The following is a 17,230-nucleotide window of genomic DNA, read 5'->3' as shown; positions in this document are numbered from 1 at the left end:
TGAGAGGGCGTTCTGTGTTTTGACGTCAACAAGCCTGCCCATTCCGCAGTTCCCTGATCATCAGCAATGGCATGAACGGCGCCGAAAGCCGAATGACAGTTCGCGACTTCGGGATGGCGATAGCGGACGTTTCGCATGGGGGGCTTGGAAGTCCCGCCTGACCCTCGGGATCCGGAACTATCGGACCAGACGACATGCCAATTCAACGGAATTGGTGGGCCCACGCTTGCTCAGCCAGCAACCCGAGCGGGCAGCAAAGCACTTGCCTATTTGGTATGCTGGTATAATATGTACCTGACATAGCGTGTTCCCGAGGTACCGTGGGCACGATCCCCAAGGCTGCGCAGCAGAAGGCAGCGTTGATCTCTGCCACGAGTTCCTCGAACGCATATTTTCTGGAGCCGGAAGGGCCGGAGCAGTCACGGGCCAAGCGTGAACTGTGACCGGTGGCATGACCGAGCTCATGCAAGGCTGTGCGGTGCCAGTTGATCGGCTCGAAATAAGCTTGGGGCGGAGGCACCTGTATATAATCGCGGGCAGGCATATAGAACGCCCTGTCGCCACCAATACGGAAGTCGATACCGGTGGCCTTGATCAGAGCCTCGACCCGCGGTTCGATCAAGCTAGCCACCGGCAGCGGAGCCGAAACCGCGACTTCATCAGGCAGTCCTTCACATTGCTCGATATTGAAAACGGTGAAGCGCTTGAGGAAAGGGATCGCCTGGGCATCCTCGCCTGTCTCGCGAGCCCGCTTCCTCTCATGATCCGGGACAAAACGATCGGCATAAACGACCGTTGTCCCACGCTCGCCTCTGCGGACGTTCCCGCCGAGCGCGGCAGACTGTCGATAGGTTAGCCAACTCTGCGATGGGAACCCGCGTTCGACGACGGCACCCCAGAGGATAAGCACGTTGATCCCGCTGTAGGTGCGATGCGTGCTGGCATTCTTCGGCAGGGAAAGCGACGCGACGAGTTCGCCCTCCGAAGCCGAGGCCAGGATCTCGTTGCAAGCATCACCCGTCATCCTTCCTTCGGCGAAGCAGATATTGTTCTCCCCTATCATCCCGCCGAGCCAGACTCGGCATTGGCCCTTGCTGGCGCCATCGAGATACAGCTCGGCCCTAAAATCCGTAGCCGTGGCATCGGTGAGGTGAAGTCGACGCGGTCATTCTCCTCAGCGACTTGTTTGAGATTGTCCTCGAAAGTTTTGCGGATGGCGGCGAAGGCGCCTTTGGCAAACCTGCGACGGTCCGCATCGGTCGCCGTTGCGTGCAGCCTGGGCAGCAAGTCCCGGACTGACCTCGCAGGCGCAGACTCCACGCCTGGGAAATCCTTGTGCTCCGGGGCCAATGGAGCACCAGGAAAGCTAGGGCGGTTTGAGGGCTTTGCCCGCTTCATGTCGACGCCATTCAGGATCGCCTGTCTCGCCACTACCTCGTCCATACCGACTATGCGGATCTGGACAATGGCCGTCAGCAATCCTTCTGGTTTGCAGTTGTGGACCATGACAGGCACAACGCGCCGGTTAAGTCCTTGAGGATCCCGCGCGAATGCACTGGCCCATTCGGCCGCCGCCATGCCGGACTTCAGGTAGTCGGGCGAGAGCACCATGATCGTTCGTTCTGCGGCGCTGGAAGCTTCCTGCATCTCGAGGACGAAGTTGCTGCCCGGGCGGAAATCCCAAGCCTGGAGGATAGTAGTGAAACCCGCCTCTTCGAGGATGAAGGCTATCCATTCGGCCCATTCTTTGTCCGAGCCGGTATAGCTGATAAAGAAATCGGTCATTTCCAATTCCTGGCTGGTGCCGGCAAATTCGAGGCGTTGAATGTCTCGGATGGGTAGTCTGCGGACTGGAAAAGTCTATACGAACGGGGTGGATCGAGGTTCTACACCCCGTTATTGACGAACATTGACGGGCGGCGTGCGGCAGTTCACTTTTCGCTCGACTTGCCCATTTGAGTGCCTTCACATCGGAATTCCATCACAGCCCATATGCAAGACAACACAACCCAGGTGACAAAGCAGGCTCAAAGGAACAGTCAGAGCCATGCCGTCAGCGCGGACCTGATCGCCGTTGTCATCGCGGTGACCGACGGTAAGCCACGCGTCCTCACCATCGAGCAGGCTCAGGCTTTGCCATCCGGGCTTTTTGAGCTCGGCCATCGCTCCTTGCAGTCGGGTCTGCGAGCGTGGGTGGAGCGGCAGACCGGTCATCAACTGGGCTATATTGAACAACTCTACACCTTCGCCGACCGCGACCGGACCGACGACGAGCGCGTGCAGATCTCGATCAGCTATCTTGGCCTGACGCGGGAAGAGCAGGCAGAACATTCGCAAACACATGGCTGGCACGGATGGTACGACTATTTTCCATGGGAAGATCACCGCGCCGGCGTGCCTTCTATCCTGCCTGACATCGTCCTGCCGCGTCTTTCGGCGTGGTCCGACGACGCGGAAGACCCAAGCATACACCGCGACCGCCGGCAGCGCGTGGCATATGCTTTCGGTCTGGATGATCGCGACTGGAATGAGGAACTCGTCCTGCAGAGATACGAGCTGCTCTACGAAGCCGCGCTGGTGGCCGAGGCCACACGCGGACGGGACAACGGCAATCCGCCGTCCATCCCTGGCCTTCCGATGATCGCAGATCACCGGCGTATTCTGGCAACGGGAATGTCCAGACTGCGGACCAAGATCAAGTACCGCCCCGTCGTCTTCGAGTTGATGCCAGCAACGTTCACATTGCTGCAGCTGCAGCGAACCGTGGAGGCTCTGGCTGGCAGGCTCGTTCACAAGCCGAACTTTCGGCGTCTGATCGAAGAGCAGGATCTGGTCGAGGAGACAGGCGAGACGATGTCCGACACCGGGGGGCGCCCAGCGAAGCGCTTCCGCTTTCGCCAAACGGTCTTGGTGGAGCGAACCGTCGCAGGGACGAAATTGCCACTCTCACGCGGTTGACATTTCTTATACTCAAGATAAGTATATGTCAGTTATACTCATTTGGAGAATAATTGGCTATGCCTGTCACTTCCGCGCGCACGGCCGCGCTGTACGACCGCGTGCGGCAAGTCATTCCGTCAATCGAGTGGCCGGCATTCGCCGATGGTATCGAAGCCATCCTCGATCTGAAACGGCGGCGCAATGCCGTTATCCTGGCGCACAACTACCAGACGCCTGAGATCTTCCACTGCGTTGCCGACATCGTCGGCGACAGCCTGGCGCTTGCCCGCAAGGCGATGGCGGTCGAAGCGGATGTCATTGTGCTGGCTGGCGTGCATTTTATGGCCGAAACGGCGAAGCTGCTCAACCCGCAAAAGACGGTGCTCATTCCCGACCTACGGGCAGGCTGTTCGCTGGCGGGCTCCATCACCGCCGAGGACATCCGCCTGCTACGGCTACGCTGTCCCGGCGTGCCTGTCGTCACCTATGTCAACACGTCGGCCGAGGTGAAGGCCGAGTCCGACATCTGCTGCACCTCGGGCAACGCGAAGGCCGTCGTCGAGTCCCTGGGTGTTCCTCGGGTGATCATGTTGCCGGACGAATATCTCGCCCGGAATATAGCCGCCCAGACCGACGTGGAGATCATCGCCTGGTCGGGACATTGCGAGGTGCATGAGCGCTTCACGCCGGCCGACATCAGGGAATTGCGCGAAAGCCATCCGGGCGTGACGGTGCTCGCGCATCCCGAATGTCCGCCCGAAGTGGTGGCCGTAGCCGATTTTTCCGGCTCGACGGCCGCCATGTCCGACTATGTCGGAAGACAAAAGCCAGCGCGGGTCGTGCTGATGACCGAATGTTCGATGAGCGACAACGTTGCGGTGGAGCATCCCGAAGTCGAGTTCATCCGGCCTTGCAACCTCTGCCCGCACATGAAGCGGATAACGCTCGCCAACATCCGTACTGCGCTCGAACAGAACCGCCATGTCGTAACCATCGAATCGGAGATTGCAGGGCGTGCGCGGCTGGCCGTCGAGCGGATGCTGGCGGTATGAGCATGGACGTTCGCGATCTCGCCCGCCGGCCGGTCATCATCGGCGGCGGCATAGCCGGGCTGATGACCGCGCTGCACATGGCGCCTGAGCCGGTGCTGCTCCTGTCGAGATCGCCGCTTGGCGCGGAGGCGTCGAGTGCGTGGGCGCAGGGCGGGCTGGCCGCCAGCCTGGGCGGCGATGATGAACCGGCGCTCCATCTTGCCGACACGCTCGCCGCAGGGGACGGCCTTTGCGATGCGGATACAGCAAGGCGCATCGTGTACGCCGCGCCCGCGGCGATCGAGGATCTGACGCGCCTTGGGGCTCGCTTCGATCGCACATCTGCAGGAGTTCTGCGTCTCGGGCTGGAAGCCGCGCATAGCAGGCGGCGCATCGTTCATGCCGGAGGTGACGGCAGCGGAAGGGAGGTGATGCGCGCCCTGATCGCGGCCGTGCGCTCCACGCCTTCGGTTCTTGTCGTGGAAGGAGTCGAAGCACGCCGGCTGGCCGTCGAGGACGGCAGAATCGCCGGTGTTGTGGCGAGCGGTCCGACAGGTCCGGTGTTCTTTGCCACGGGACGGGCCGTTCTCGCCACGGGCGGCATCGGCGGCCTGTTCCGCGACTCAACCAACCCACTGGGCAGCTGCGGACAGGGTCTGGCGCTTGCGGCGCGCGCGGGTGCCGTCCTTGCCGATCTGGAGTTCATTCAGTTCCACCCGACCGCGCTTGACGGGCCCGGCCGTCCGATGCCGCTCATCAGCGAGGCGGTTCGCGGAGAAGGTGCAACAATCGTCGACGAAACAGGGCGGCGCTTCCTCGATGGCCTGCTCGGGGCGGAACTCGCACCGCGCGACATCGTCGCGCGCGCCGTCTGGCGACATCTTGCCGACGGCCATCGCGTCTTCCTCGACGTCCGCGAGAAGCCAGGCACGATGTTCGCGCAGCAATTTCTGACAATCGCATCAGCCTGCGGCAAGGCCGGCATCGATCCGGCGCGAGACCTCATTCCCATCCGGCCGGCCCAGCATTACCACATGGGTGGTGTCGCCGTGGATCTGGCCGGGCGAACATCGGTTCCTGGACTTTGGGCATGCGGCGAAGTCGCGTCGACCGGGCTGCACGGCGCCAACCGGCTCGCCAGCAACTCGCTGACCGAGGCCGTCGTTTGCGCGCGCTGGGTTGCCGAAAGCGTCGCTGGTGCACCGGACGGCGGTGGGAAGCCAGCGATGGCAGCTAACCTGCCCGCGCCGGATCCGAGGCCTGTGCGCCCTCTCCTGTCACATGCCCTTGGCGTCACGCGGGATGGCGAAGGTTTGAAAGAGGCTGCGCGCGCCTTGTTGCTGCTGTTGCATCGGCACGACACAGCGTCCGATCCCGCCGCCGTAGGGCTGATGATCGCGGTTGCCGCCTTGCTGCGCCGCGAAAGCCGTGGCGCTCACTACCGGAACGACTTTCCCCATCAAGCGGCCGTCGCCCGCCGCTCCGAAATCAGGCTCGACGCGGCCATGTTTGCGGCGCGGGAACTCGGCAACTCTCCAATGCTCGAAAGCGTCGCTTGATGAACCTATCCCCCCTTCCAACGATCATGCTCGAGCCTCTGGTGCGGGCAGCTCTGCTCGAGGACCTTGGCAAGGCCGGTGATTTGACCACTGATGCCATCGTACCGAAGGACCATCATGCGACAACGGTGCTGACTGCGCGCGAGGCCGGAACTATAGCCGGTCTCGACCTGGCGATGCTCGCTTTCAGGTTGATCGACCAGGATGTCGAGATGACAGTGGAGCGAGCGGACGGCAGCAACATCGCGCAAGGTGAGACCATCGCATCGGTCAGCGGTCCGGCCCGGGCCATACTCACCGCGGAACGGACGGCGCTCAATTTTCTGTGCCATCTGAGCGGTATCGCCACCGCGACGGCATTGATCGTCGCGGCGGTCCGCGGCCACGGCGCAAGAATCGTCTGCACGCGCAAGACGACGCCTGGATTGCGAGCGGTCGAAAAATATGCCGTGCGCGCCGGTGGCGGCTCCAATCATCGTTTCGGTCTCGACGACGCCATCCTGATTAAGGACAACCACATCGCCATCGCTGGCGGAATTCGCATGGCAATCGAGCGCGCGCGATGCAGCGTCGGCCACCTAGTCAAGATCGAAGTCGAGGTCGATACGCTAGCCCAGTTAGAAGAGGCTATGGCCCTCGCCCCAGACGCCGTCCTGCTCGACAACATGTCTGTCGACGAATTGCGCCAAGCAGTGGCGATGGTTGCCGGCCAGGCGATTACCGAGGCGTCGGGCAGGATAACGCCGGCGACGGCTCCAGCCGTCTCCGCGACCGGTGTCGACCTGATCTCCATCGGCTGGTTGACCCACAGCGCGCCAATCCTCGATATCGGGCTCGACTCCGCGAAATTTGTCCGTCGGGCCTGACAATCGGCGGTCGACCGGACGCTTTTTCGACCCAGCCCGCCAAGTTCAAAGGTGCCTAGGTCGCCCAATGCAAGGGGAACAGGATGGAAATGCACGCAGCGATTTCGGAAAAACCATGCGTGAAGCTCAATCCTTCGACGGCCACCGGATGTGGACCGTGGAAGCTGCTCGGGCGCTGCATGACGCGCCTTTCAACGACCTGCTGTTTCAAGCGCAAACCGTTCACCGCCGGAATTTCGATCCCAACAGGCGGCGGCGGGCGCTGGTCTCAGCGGCGGCGCCCTCGTCGTCGGAATCTAGCGGGGTAACCCGGCCACCCAGAGGATGGCGGGACGATTCATCCATGATGATAGGAAACAGGACCATTGCGAAAACTAGTCGCTGGCAAGCTGCACGGCATCTACGTCACCGAAGCGAACCTCAACTACCATGGATCGATAACGCTGGACCCTGACCACTGCGAAGCAGCCGGGATCCTGCCGATGGAATTTGTGGAGATTTGGAACAAGAATTCCGGTGCGCGGATTTCGACCTATGTCATTTTCGGCGAGCGCGGCTCACGATGCTGCATCCTCAATGGTGCGGCTGCCCGCACCTGCCAGCCAGACGACCAGATCATTGTTTGCAACTCCATATACCTGGACGAAGCGAATATCACCTCGTTGAAGCCGCGGATCATCACCTTCGACCAGGACAATCACATACTCGATCGCCTGAGCTACTCCGTCGATCTTGACGCACATGGGCGTTACAGTTTCTCGATCCTTGACGAGGCGAATGAGCCTTTGGCCATTCCTGCGCTGGTCTCCGGCGCGTGACTTCCTCTCGAGATTTGCCCGTGCTTTGCGCGGGGTTTCATTAGTCGCCGATCACCGCCGCAGGTGGAAATGCGCTTGACAAAGCAGTGTCGGCTCGGTCAATTCGAAAACATTCACCAGGGGAGTCCCGGCAAGGGGCTGAGATACTGCTGGCTATCGCGGCGCAGTGACCCGTTGAACCTGATCCAGTTCATACTGGCGTAGGGACGGTGCAAGCGCTTTGCGGGAGTTTACGCCCGAAGACCTGTTTTCAAGCAGGTCGACCAAAGCGTCTTTTCATCCTTCCGGCACAGAACTGGGTCTCCAATGCATGAGCAAAGGAGCCTCAAGATGAATGCCCTAACCCCAGCCGTCTCAACGGGACCGCTGCCTGCCTCACGGAAAATCCACAAGCCCGGCGTCCTCCATCCGCACATCAAAGTGCCGATGCGCGAAATCTCCGTCCATCCGACAGCGGGCGAGCCGCCCATCACCGTCTACGATCCGTCCGGCCCCTATACCGACCAGACTGTCGAAACCAGCATCGAAAAGGGCCTCGCCCGGCCTCGCCACGAATGGATCACGGCGCGGGGCGATGTCGAAGCCTATGACGGCCGCCATGTGCGGCCGGAAGACAATGGCTTCGTCACGGGTGAGCGCCTGACGCCGGAATTTCCCATTCGCAACCGGCCGCTAAGGGCCAGGGCCGGCAAGGCGGTGACACAGCTTGCCTATGCGCGCGCCGGCATCATCACGCCCGAGATGGAGTTCGTCGCCATCCGCGAAAACCTCGGCCGGGAAATCGCCCGCGGCAAGCTGCAACGCGACGGTGAAAGCTTCGGCGCGGCTATTCCCGATTTCGTCACGCCGGAATTCGTACGCGACGAGGTGGCGCACGGGCGGGCGATCATTCCAGCCAACATCAACCACCCAGAGAGCGAACCGATGATCATCGGGCGCAATTTCCTCGTCAAGATCAACGCCAATATCGGCAATTCCGCTGTCACTTCCTCGATGGCCGAAGAGGTCGAAAAAATGGTCTGGGCGATCCGCTGGGGCGCCGATACGGTGATGGACCTGTCGACCGGCCGCAACATCCACAACATTCGCGACTGGATCCTGCGCAATTCACCGGTGCCGATCGGCACGGTGCCGCTTTACCAGGCGCTCGAGAAGGTCGGCGGCATCGCCGAGGACCTGACCTGGGAGGTGTACCGCGACACGCTGATCGAGCAGGCCGAACAAGGCGTCGACTATTTCACCATCCATGCCGGTGTGCGGCTGCATTACATCCCGCTGACCGTCGACCGGGTCACGGGCATCGTCTCGCGCGGTGGCTCGATCATGGCCAAATGGTGCCTGCACCATCACCGGGAAAGCTTCCTCTATGAGCATTTCGAGGAGATCTGCGACATCTGCCGCGCCTATGACGTATCCTTCTCGCTCGGCGACGGCCTTCGTCCGGGCTCGATCGCCGATGCCAATGATGCGGCGCAATTCGCCGAGCTGGAAACGCTCGGCGAATTGACGCAGATCGCCTGGGCCAAGGATTGCCAGGTGATGATCGAAGGTCCCGGCCATGTGCCGATGCACAAGATCAAGGAGAATATGGACAAGCAGCTCGCTGTCTGCGGCGAGGCGCCCTTCTATACGCTTGGACCACTGACGACCGACATTGCGCCGGGCTATGACCATATCACCTCAGGCATTGGTGCTGCCATGATCGGCTGGTTCGGCACCGCCATGCTCTGCTATGTCACGCCCAAGGAGCATCTCGGCCTTCCCGATCGCAACGACGTCAAGATTGGCGTGATCACCTACAAAATCGCCGCCCATGCCGCCGATCTGGCGAAGGGCCATCCGGCAGCGAAAGTCAGGGATGATGCCCTTTCCCGCGCGCGCTTCGAGTTCCGCTGGGAAGACCAGTTCAACCTGTCGCTCGACCCCGAAACCGCGCGGTCCTTCCACGACCAGACCTTGCCCAAGGAGGCGCACAAGCTGGCGCATTTCTGCTCGATGTGCGGGCCGAAATTCTGCTCCATGCGTATCTCCCACGACATCCGCGCCGAAGCCCAGAAGGAAGGCATGGCGGCGATGGCGGCGAAATACCGCGAGGGCGGCGATCTCTACATGCCGGCTGACGAGACCGGCGTAGCGCTCATGCCAGAGGCGCCGGAGCCATCATGAGGGTGTTGGTCAAAGGGGCCGGCGTCGCCGGCCTCACCGCCGCCTTCGAACTCGCCGCCCGCGGCGCGACGGTCACAGTCGCTGAGATCCGGCAGACCCTTGGCGGCAATGCCTCGTGGTTCGCCGGCGGCATGCTGGCGCCATGGTGCGAGCGTGAAAGCGCCGAGCAGCCGGTGCTGGATCTCGGACGCGTCGCCGCCGACTGGTGGGATGCGGCACTGCCGGATCAGGTGACACGGGCCGGAACACTGGTCGTGGCCATGCCGCGAGATGCCGGTGAGCTTGACCGGTTCGCCAGTCGCACGTGGGGGCATCGGCGTGTCGACGGAGATGAAATCGCGTTCCTGGAGCCCGACCTTGCCGGCCGCTTTCGCCGCGGGCTGCTGTTCCCCGACGAAGCCCATCTCGACCCGCGCCGGGCGATGGCGGCACTCCATGACAGGTTGTCGGCCATGGGTGTCGAATTCCAGTTCGATGTCGATATCAGGCGGATTTCCGGTTTCGATCGTTGGATCGACTGCACGGGAATGGCAGCAGCCGATGACAGGCTGCGCGGCGTTCGCGGCGAAATGCTGATCCTGCGCGCGCCTGATATCTCGCTGTCTCGCCCGGTCAGGCTGCTGCATCCGCGCTTTCCACTCTATGCGGTGCCGCGCGCCGACCACCGTTTCATGATCGGCGCGACAATGGTTGAAAGCCAGTCCGCCGGTCCGGTGACGGCACGTTCGATGATGGAGCTGCTGAGTGCCGCCTATGCCCTCCACCCGGCCTTTGGCGAGGCCGAGATCGTCGAAACCGGTGTCGGCGTTCGTCCGGCCTTTGCCGACAATCTGCCGCGGGTCGAAACGAACGGCGGGATCATCGCGATCAACGGGCTTTATCGACACGGTTTTCTCCTCGCCCCCGCCATGGCGCGCCAGGCCGCCGACCTGGTTTTCAGCCAGGACAGAACCAAGGAGCTTGCTCATGAAACTGACCGTCAACGGCGAAGCGCGTGAGGTTGCCACCGCCACCACGCTAGCCGAATTGCTTGCCGCGCTCGACTATGAGGGCGACTGGCTCGCCACCGCCGTCAACAGCGACCTGGTGCACAAAGCCAGCCGGACGGCGTTCTGCTTGAACGAAGGCGACCGGATTGAAATCCTCTCGCCCATGCAGGGAGGCTAGCATGTTCGACCTTCTGGGGACGACGCTTCAATCCCGCCTGCTGCTCGGCACGGCTCAATATCCTTCGCCGGCCGTCCTTGCCGATGCAGTCAGGGCGTCGGGCACGTCGGTGGTGACCGTCTCTTTGCGGCGTGAGATGGCGGGCGGCAGGGCCGGCGAAAAATTCTGGTCGCTGATCCGCTCGCTCGGCACGAGAATCCTGCCCAACACGGCCGGCTGCCACTCCGTCAAGGAAGCGGTCACCACCGCGAACATGGCGCGCGAGGTCTTCGGCACGACCTGGATCAAACTCGAAGTGATCGGCAACCACGACACGCTGCAGCCGGACGTGTTCGGCCTGGTCGAAGCCGCCCGTATCCTGTGCGAGGACGGCTTTGCGGTATTCCCCTATACCACCGACGATCTCGTCGTCGCCGAGCGGCTGCTGGAAGCGGGCTGCAAGGTCCTGATGCCGTGGTGCGCACCGATCGGTTCCGCCTTGGGACCGGTCAACATGACGGCGCTGCGCTCGATTCGCGGACATTTCCCAGGCGTCCCCCTGATCGTGGATGCGGGGCTGGGACGGCCGTCGCACGCTGCCACCGTCATGGAACTCGGCTTTGACGCCGTGCTGCTGAATACGGCGGTCGCCAGGGCGGCCGATCCCGTCGGCATGGCGCGTGCTTTCGGCAAGGCGGTCGAGGCCGGTCGTGAGGCTTTCAGCTCAGGAATGCTCGAACCGCGCGACGTCGCCGTGCCATCGACGCCGACGATCGGCAGGGCCGTTTTTTCATGAAGCTCGATCCCTTCTACCTGATCGTCGACAGCGCTGCCTGGATCGAGCGGCTGGTGCCGCTCGGCGTCAATCTGGTTCAGCTTCGCATAAAGACCATGGATGAGGCCGGATTACGCGCGGAGATCCGCTCAGCGAAGGCTTTGTGCGCTCGATACCGGTGCCAGCTGATCATCAATGATTACTGGCGGCTGGCGATCGAGGAAGGCTGCGACTTCGTTCATCTCGGTCAAGAGGATTTGCAAGCCGCCGACCTGACGCGGATACGGGCAGCCGGCGTGAGGCTCGGATTGAGCACCCATGATCATATCGAACTGGAAACGGCGATAAAAGCCGAACCCGACTACATCGCGCTTGGCCCCATCTACCCGACCATCCTGAAGAAGATGAAATGGGCGCCGCAAGGGCTCGAACGGGTCAGCGAATGGAAGCGTCGGGTCGCGCCTGTTCCACTGGTGGCCATCGGCGGCCTTAACCCGGACCGGCTCGATGGTGTCTTCGCGGCTGGCGCCGACAGCGCGGCAGTGGTGACTGACATTACATTGAATGCCGATCCCGAAGCACGCACCAGAGAGTGGATGGAAAAGACAGATCGATGGCGCTGAGGCGAGAACCGCATGTGCTTGTCGTTGGCGGATCGGACTCCAGCGGCGGGGCTGGAATTGCACGTGATATCGAGACGATCTCTTCCATTGGCGTGCGCACCTGCCTTGCTGTCACCGCGCTGACAGTGCAGACGCACGAAGCTGTCATGGAAATCCATCATTCGCCATCTCGCCTAGTGGCCGAGCAGATGCGCGCCGCGCTGCAGGCCAACGAGGTGGCCGCCATCAAGATCGGCATGCTCGCGGCGGCTGAGATCGTCGTTGCCGTTGCCGGCGTGCTGCGCGAGAATCCGCAGGTGCCGGCAGTACTTGACCCGGTGCTGGCCTCGACCTCAGGCCGGGCGCTCCTGGAAGCAGGCGCCATCACCGCCATGAAGCGCAATCTGATGCCGCTTTGCCGTCTCGTCACCCCCAATCTCATCGAGTTGGCGCTCCTTGTCAGCTCGGAATTGGCGATGGATGAGGGAAGCGCGCTTCAACAAGGACAAAGACTGCTGGCCGCCGGACCTCAGGCCCTGCTGATCAAGGGCGGCCACGCATCGGGACCTAGATCAACCGATATTTTATTGCGCTCCGATCAAGAACCAATCCACTTCGACTTGCCACGCCTTGCCGTATCGATGCGCGGGACGGGTTGCGTGCTGGCCAGCGCGATCGCGGCGCATCTGGCGAAGGCGAGCCCACTCGAAGACAGCGTGCGCAAAGGCAAGCGGTTTGTTTTCGAGAAGCTCCAGAGGCAAACAGCCGAATGACAGTGGCTTTATGCCAAGTCGATCTGCCCGCATGAGCGGCGCCATCTTTCGACACATCGGCGCTGTGCGTATCAGTAAGGAGGTCGGTTGGGGGCAATCCCTGGTCCCAATGGCATTCACTAGCGTGTCGGCTATGATGATCCGTACACGATTTATCTGACGCGACAGCCATGATCCCAACCGCCCGGCGACCGAGTCGGCCCTGTGCTAGCGCAACGGTCGACCCTGTGCGGGATGACATATTTTACAACAGCGCCTGGCGGACCACTTCCAAAGCCGGCATACTTCCAACCCTCGCCACGCAAAAAACGAGTTGACAAATGCGAGTATAAGGAATCGCTTAACATGGGAACTATCTTGGTCGGCAATGGGCAGGGTGGCTCGACGGTCTTTGGGAGAAGACGCCATGCAGCAGCTGCAGCACCTAGCGGAATTCGGTGGGATGACCGCCACGCAATGGCCTATACATTCCCTTGAGGAGTGGACTGCGGAACTGAAATCGATCTGCGGAAATTTCAACACGCAACGGGCCGAGCACACCCTCGTAACCGGCAATGCCACCATACTGGATGCAGGCGGGCTCGACCTTGCTCAGGTGGCGAACGATCTCGACGTGATCCGCCGCGACGTCGCCGATATCAGGATCGACTATAGCGAAAATCTCTTCCTGTTGCTGCAACTCGAAGGGAGTTGCGGTATCGAACAGAACGGAAGGCAATCTATCATTACCCCGGGCGACTGCATTCTCGTCGACAGCTCCAGCCCATCGATCTTCCATTTCGGCGGCCGTTTTTCCAACCACCTCTCGGTGCATCTCCCCCGCCAGTTGATCTTCGCCGACAAATCAGCACGGGTCGAAGTTTCACGCAGGGTAGAAGCGGAAGACCCGATGTCGGCGATGCTGCGAGCGGTCGTTGCCAAGCTTCTGAAAACAGACGCAAGCGACAAGCGAGCACCGCATCTGCGCGACCTCCTCTTCAGCACGACACGCCAGGCTTTCGCGACCGATAGTGAGATGGATGAGCCGCTGCTCTCGGACAGTTCCGGCGGCAGGTTGGAAGTCGTGCAGATACTCATCGACAGATATCTCACTGACGAGCATCTGACGCCGCAATGGCTTGCCGACAAGGTTGGTATTTCGCTGCGCACGCTGCAGGAGGACTTCAATGCACTTGGCACGACGGCGACATCGCTGATACGAATGCGCCGCCTGCATCTTGCTCACGAACAACTGGCGCAGATGAAGAACACCACGAAGGCGACCACGATCGCCGAGGTCGCCTATTCCGCTGGTTTCAACGATATCTCATATTTCAACCGCTGCTTCCGAAAGGCCTTCGCCTGTTCGCCAAAGGATATTCTCCAGCAGTGATAGCGCTGCGCTTTTGTCCTATTCGCGCCGCGTTCGAATCCAAGACAGAAACGGCGGCTTCAATATGAATGCTCCTCACAAATTGCTTTGGGAGGAGCTCGGATATGAAGCGCTACACGCTGTTCATCGGCGGCAAGCCGGTGGAAACCGCACGCCACGCCGATATCCTTAATCCTTCGACCGGGGAAGTTGTCGGCGCAATGCCCCTGGCCACGGTGGGGGACCTCGACGCAGCTGTTACTGCGGCAGCGGCTGCGTTCGAAAAGTGGCAGTTGAAATCGAGTCTGGAGCTGGCCGACGCCTGCCGCGCCATTGCCGCCAAGATAGAAGAAAATTCAGAAGAGCTTGCGCGCCTGTTGACGCTCGAACAGGGAAAGCCACTCAATGGTCTCGGCTCTCGCTTCGAGATCGGTGGTGCTGTCGCGTGGACCCGCCACACCGCGGAAATCGAGCTTCCTGTCGAAGTCCTGCAGGATACGCCTGAAGGTCGCGTGGAGTTGCATCGCAAGCCCATCGGCGTTGTCGGCTCGATCACACCATGGAACTGGCCGGTGATGATTGCCTGCTGGCACATCATTCCCGCAATCCGCGCCGGCAACACCGTTGTCATCAAGCCATCACCCCAGACACCATTGTCGACCATTCGCCTTGTTGAGCTGATGAACGAGGTTCTGCCGGCGGGCGTCGTCAACGTCGTCACTGGCGAGAACGAGATTGGCGCCGCCATGTCCGCCCATCCAGGCATCGCCAAACTGACCTTCACCGGCTCCACCTCCACTGGCAAGAAGGTCATGGCCAATGCCGTCGATACGCTCAAGCGGCTCACATTGGAATTAGGCGGCAACGACGCCGGCATCGTGCTCCCCGACGCCGACCCCAAGGAAATCGCCGAAGGGCTGTTCTGGGGCGCCTTCATCAACAACGGCCAAACCTGCGCCTGCCTGAAGCGCCTGTATGTCCATGACAGCCTTTATGACGCCGTGTGCGAAAGCCTCGTCGCCTATGCAGCCCACATTCCGGTTGGCGACGGCCTGTCGGAACAATCGATCCTTGGTCCCGTGCAGAATCGGATGCAACTCGACATCGTAGCTTCCTATGTCGAGGATGCACGCGCCAAAGGCGGCCGCGTTCTGATCGGCGGCCAGAGCAACGGTGGAACCGGTTACTTCTATCCGATCACAATCGTTGCCGATGTCGACCATGGCTGCGAGCTCGTCGATCGCGAGCAATTTGGCCCCGCCCTGCCAATCATCCGCTACACCGACCTCGCCGACGTGATCGCGAAGGCCAACGACAATCCGGCGGGCCTCGGCGGCTCCGTCTGGGGCCGGGATACGGCAAAGGCGAAACAGGTGGCCGGCCAACTGGAATGCGGCACCGTGTGGATCAACAAGCATGGAGCAATCCAGCCGAATGCGCCCTTTGGTGGGGTAAAGCAGTCCGGGATCGGCGTTGAATTCGGCGTCGACGGGCTGAAGGAATTCACCACCATTCAAACGATCTTTTGCTGACACCAACGCTGTCGCGAGCGTCTGCCCGCCCGCATCGGAGCAACCCATGAACGAATTCGACTATATCATCGTCGGTGGCGGCTCGTCCGGCTGCGTCGTTGCAGCCCGGCTGTCGGAGAATCCGCAGAACAAGGTCCTGCTCATTGAAAGCGGCGCGCGCGACACCGACAAATTCATCCATATCCCGGCGACGTTCTTCAAGGTGATCGAGAAGGGCAAGGATGTGCACTTCTACGTGTCCGAGCCGGACAAGGGGTTGAACGGCAAGCCCAACGTCGTGCCACAGGGCAATGTGATCGGCGGCGGCAGTTCCTTGAACGCCATGATCTATATTCGTGGCCAGCAGCAGGATTACGACACCTGGGCGCAAATGGGATGCCGCAACTGGTCCTATGACAAGGTTCTTCCTGTGTTTCGCGACGTTGAGGCCAATCAGCGCCTTTCGGGCGAATTCCATGGAGCAACCGGCTATCTCAAGGTCTCCGATCGCCGCTTTGGTCATCCCCTGTCCTGGGCCTTCATCCGGGCAGCACAGGAGGCCGGCCTTCCGTATAACGAAGACTTCAACGGCAAGGTGCAGCAAGGCGTCGGCTTCTACCAGACGACAACGCACAACGGCCGGCGCTGGAGCGCTGCGCAAGCCTTCCTGCGCGATGCCGAGAAGCGCGCGAACCTGACCATACTAACCGAAACCCGCGTCCACAAAGTTCTGTTTGTAGGCAGGAAAGCGGTCGGTGTGCTGACCGAGAATGGCGTCACCTATAAGGCTCGGCGCGAGATTGTTCTAACGGCAGGCGCGCTTGCCACACCCAAGATCCTGCAACTCTCGGGCATCGGCGAGGCCGAACATCTGAAGAGCCATGGGATCGACGTGATCGTGGATCTGCCGGGGGTCGGGGAAAATTATCAGGATCACCTCGAGGCCACGGTTCAGGCGGAGGTCAAGGATCCGATCTCGCTCTTCACCCAGGACAAGGGGCTGAAGGCGGCGGGCCACATGCTGCAATATCTTCTCACCAAGACCGGCCTCCTCACATCCAATGTTGTGGAGTCGGGCGGCTTCGTCGATACGGCCGGGACCGGCCAGCCGGATATCCAGTTTCATGTCCTGCCAACCTTCATCGGCTTTGCCGACCGGGCCGTGGAACCAGGTCACGGGATTGCCATCGGTCCTTGTTTCCTGAGGCCGCAATCACGGGGCACGGTCAAGCTGCGTTCGGCCAATCCTAGGGATAGTGCCCTGTTCAACGCGAATTCCTTCTCCAGTCCTGCCGATCTCGACACGCTCGTACGCGGGGTGGAATGGGCGATCCGGATCATTGAAGCCCCATCGCTCGCCCGCATCGTGAAGCGGCGTGTCCTGCCCACGCCCGGACTCGAGCGAGATCCCGAAGCCCTGCGGGACTATATCCGCTCGATTTCGAAGACGGTTTTTCATCCTTCGGGCACGGCCCGGATGGGCAGGCCGGACGACCGCATGGCCGTTGTTGGCGAGGATCTCGCGGTCCGCGGCGTAGAAGGGCTACGCGTGGCGGACGCCTCCATCATGCCAACCCTTGTCTCGGGCAACACCAATGCACCGGTCATCATGATCGGCGAGCGCGCCGCCCGCTTCATGCTGGGTAGGGACCTCGTCGCATGAAGTGACGGGATTTCGGACGACCTACTGAT

16 protein-coding genes, 1 pseudogene and 1 riboswitch are annotated in these 17,230 nt (G+C 61.4%); of the genes and pseudogenes, 15 read left to right on the top strand and 2 right to left on the bottom strand.

Features of this window, described 5'->3' with window-relative positions; translation table 11 throughout:
- Window positions 1-202: 202 nt before the first annotated feature.
- Both EN845_RS06805 and EN845_RS06800 read right to left on the bottom strand, forming a co-directional pair.
- Window positions 203-1,063 (bottom strand): zincin-like metallopeptidase domain-containing protein, encoded by an 861-nt coding sequence (locus tag EN845_RS06805; protein ID WP_135906954.1) that lies wholly within the window; start codon window positions 1,061-1,063, stop codon window positions 203-205.
- Window positions 1,060-1,785, bottom strand: coding sequence for a toll/interleukin-1 receptor domain-containing protein (locus tag EN845_RS06800; RefSeq protein ID WP_135880782.1), 726 nt, complete (start codon window positions 1,783-1,785; stop codon window positions 1,060-1,062). Before EN845_RS06800 ends, EN845_RS06805 begins: the two co-directional genes overlap by 4 nt.
- A gap of 207 nt (window positions 1,786-1,992) precedes the next feature.
- Here EN845_RS06800 and EN845_RS06795 point away from each other — a divergent pair, with 207 nt between their 5' ends.
- The 15 genes and pseudogenes from EN845_RS06795 to EN845_RS06725 all read left to right on the top strand — a co-directional run bounded on the left by EN845_RS06795 (window position 1,993) and on the right by EN845_RS06725 (window position 17,201).
- Entirely contained in the window at window positions 1,993-2,958 is a 966-nt protein-coding gene (locus tag EN845_RS06795) for a hypothetical protein (protein WP_135906952.1), read from the top strand.
- A 59-nt stretch (window positions 2,959-3,017) separates the two neighbouring features.
- Entirely contained in the window at window positions 3,018-3,992 is a 975-nt protein-coding gene (nadA, locus tag EN845_RS06790) for a quinolinate synthase NadA (RefSeq protein WP_135906950.1), read from the top strand.
- Window positions 3,989-5,530, top strand: coding sequence for an L-aspartate oxidase (locus EN845_RS06785; protein WP_135906948.1), 1,542 nt, complete (start codon window positions 3,989-3,991; stop codon window positions 5,528-5,530). The genes nadA and EN845_RS06785 overlap by 4 nt, the downstream gene beginning before the upstream one ends.
- The gene (gene nadC / locus EN845_RS06780; RefSeq protein ID WP_135906946.1) at window positions 5,530-6,396 is read left to right on the top strand and encodes a carboxylating nicotinate-nucleotide diphosphorylase; all 867 of its coding nucleotides are present in this window, start codon (window positions 5,530-5,532) and stop codon (window positions 6,394-6,396) included. The genes EN845_RS06785 and nadC overlap by 1 nt, the downstream gene beginning before the upstream one ends.
- 148 nt (window positions 6,397-6,544) lie before the next feature.
- Window positions 6,545-6,646: pseudogene (locus tag EN845_RS36015) on the top strand (biotin synthase); the annotation flags it as partial.
- Window positions 6,647-6,761: 115 nt separating this feature from the next.
- Window positions 6,762-7,214, top strand: a complete 453-nt coding sequence (gene panD / locus EN845_RS06770; RefSeq protein ID WP_135880787.1) for an aspartate 1-decarboxylase — start codon at window positions 6,762-6,764, stop codon at window positions 7,212-7,214.
- Between the two features lie 108 nt (window positions 7,215-7,322).
- A riboswitch (TPP riboswitch) is annotated at window positions 7,323-7,439 on the top strand.
- 105 nt (window positions 7,440-7,544) lie between these two features.
- On the top strand, window positions 7,545-9,380 hold the full coding sequence (thiC, locus tag EN845_RS06765) for a phosphomethylpyrimidine synthase ThiC (protein ID WP_135906944.1): 1,836 nt from the start codon (window positions 7,545-7,547) through the stop codon (window positions 9,378-9,380).
- Window positions 9,377-10,378 carry a glycine oxidase ThiO gene (thiO, locus tag EN845_RS06760; protein ID WP_135906942.1) on the top strand — a complete coding sequence of 334 codons (1,002 nt, stop codon included), beginning with the start codon at window positions 9,377-9,379 and terminating at the stop codon, window positions 10,376-10,378. Before thiC ends, thiO begins: the two co-directional genes overlap by 4 nt.
- Window positions 10,347-10,547 carry a sulfur carrier protein ThiS gene (gene thiS / locus EN845_RS06755; RefSeq protein WP_135880790.1) on the top strand — a complete coding sequence of 67 codons (201 nt, stop codon included), beginning with the start codon at window positions 10,347-10,349 and terminating at the stop codon, window positions 10,545-10,547. The genes thiO and thiS overlap by 32 nt, the downstream gene beginning before the upstream one ends.
- 1 nt (window position 10,548) lies before the next feature.
- Window positions 10,549-11,322, top strand: a complete 774-nt coding sequence (locus tag EN845_RS06750) for a thiazole synthase (RefSeq protein WP_135906940.1) — start codon at window positions 10,549-10,551, stop codon at window positions 11,320-11,322.
- Window positions 11,319-11,924 (top strand): thiamine phosphate synthase, encoded by a 606-nt coding sequence (locus tag EN845_RS06745; RefSeq protein WP_135906938.1) that lies wholly within the window; start codon window positions 11,319-11,321, stop codon window positions 11,922-11,924. Before EN845_RS06750 ends, EN845_RS06745 begins: the two co-directional genes overlap by 4 nt.
- Window positions 11,915-12,676, top strand: a complete 762-nt coding sequence (locus EN845_RS06740) for a hydroxymethylpyrimidine/phosphomethylpyrimidine kinase (RefSeq protein WP_135880793.1) — start codon at window positions 11,915-11,917, stop codon at window positions 12,674-12,676. Before EN845_RS06745 ends, EN845_RS06740 begins: the two co-directional genes overlap by 10 nt.
- A 442-nt stretch (window positions 12,677-13,118) precedes the next feature.
- Entirely contained in the window at window positions 13,119-14,048 is a 930-nt protein-coding gene (locus tag EN845_RS06735; protein ID WP_135881135.1) for a helix-turn-helix domain-containing protein, read from the top strand.
- Window positions 14,049-14,152: 104 nt separating this feature from the next.
- Entirely contained in the window at window positions 14,153-15,559 is a 1,407-nt protein-coding gene (locus EN845_RS06730; RefSeq protein WP_135906936.1) for an aldehyde dehydrogenase family protein, read from the top strand.
- Window positions 15,560-15,605: 46 nt separating this feature from the next.
- Window positions 15,606-17,201, top strand: a complete 1,596-nt coding sequence (locus tag EN845_RS06725) for a GMC family oxidoreductase N-terminal domain-containing protein (protein WP_135906934.1) — start codon at window positions 15,606-15,608, stop codon at window positions 17,199-17,201.
- Window positions 17,202-17,230: the final 29 nt, after the last annotated feature.

Origin of the sequence: Mesorhizobium sp. M8A.F.Ca.ET.202.01.1.1 (genome assembly GCF_004791595.1) — a bacterium.
GTDB lineage: Bacteria > Pseudomonadota > Alphaproteobacteria > Rhizobiales > Rhizobiaceae > Mesorhizobium.
The sequence above is the reverse complement of the archived record's forward strand: the minus strand, read 5'-3'. Positions and strand labels throughout refer to the sequence as shown.

Bases quoted from the DNA above. Each gene is read 5' to 3' on its own strand.
- EN845_RS06795 (WP_135906952.1), top strand. From the start codon at position 1,993: ATGCAAGACAACACAACCCAGGTGACAAAGCAGGCTCAAAGGAACAGT.
- EN845_RS06800 (WP_135880782.1), bottom strand. From the start codon at position 1,785: ATGACCGATTTCTTTATCAGCTATACCGGCTCGGACAAAGAATGGGCC.
- thiC (WP_135906944.1), top strand. From the start codon at position 7,545: ATGAATGCCCTAACCCCAGCCGTCTCAACGGGACCGCTGCCTGCCTCA.
- thiO (WP_135906942.1), top strand. From the start codon at position 9,377: ATGAGGGTGTTGGTCAAAGGGGCCGGCGTCGCCGGCCTCACCGCCGCC.
- EN845_RS06750 (WP_135906940.1), top strand. From the start codon at position 10,549: ATGTTCGACCTTCTGGGGACGACGCTTCAATCCCGCCTGCTGCTCGGC.
- nadC (WP_135906946.1), top strand. From the start codon at position 5,530: ATGAACCTATCCCCCCTTCCAACGATCATGCTCGAGCCTCTGGTGCGG.
- EN845_RS06805 (WP_135906954.1), bottom strand. From the start codon at position 1,063: ATGATAGGGGAGAACAATATCTGCTTCGCCGAAGGAAGGATGACGGGT.
- EN845_RS06730 (WP_135906936.1), top strand. From the start codon at position 14,153: ATGAAGCGCTACACGCTGTTCATCGGCGGCAAGCCGGTGGAAACCGCA.
- thiS (WP_135880790.1), top strand. From the start codon at position 10,347: ATGAAACTGACCGTCAACGGCGAAGCGCGTGAGGTTGCCACCGCCACC.
- nadA (WP_135906950.1), top strand. From the start codon at position 3,018: ATGCCTGTCACTTCCGCGCGCACGGCCGCGCTGTACGACCGCGTGCGG.
- EN845_RS06735 (WP_135881135.1), top strand. From the start codon at position 13,119: ATGACCGCCACGCAATGGCCTATACATTCCCTTGAGGAGTGGACTGCG.
- EN845_RS06740 (WP_135880793.1), top strand. From the start codon at position 11,915: ATGGCGCTGAGGCGAGAACCGCATGTGCTTGTCGTTGGCGGATCGGAC.
- EN845_RS06725 (WP_135906934.1), top strand. From the start codon at position 15,606: ATGAACGAATTCGACTATATCATCGTCGGTGGCGGCTCGTCCGGCTGC.
- EN845_RS06785 (WP_135906948.1), top strand. From the start codon at position 3,989: ATGAGCATGGACGTTCGCGATCTCGCCCGCCGGCCGGTCATCATCGGC.
- EN845_RS06745 (WP_135906938.1), top strand. From the start codon at position 11,319: ATGAAGCTCGATCCCTTCTACCTGATCGTCGACAGCGCTGCCTGGATC.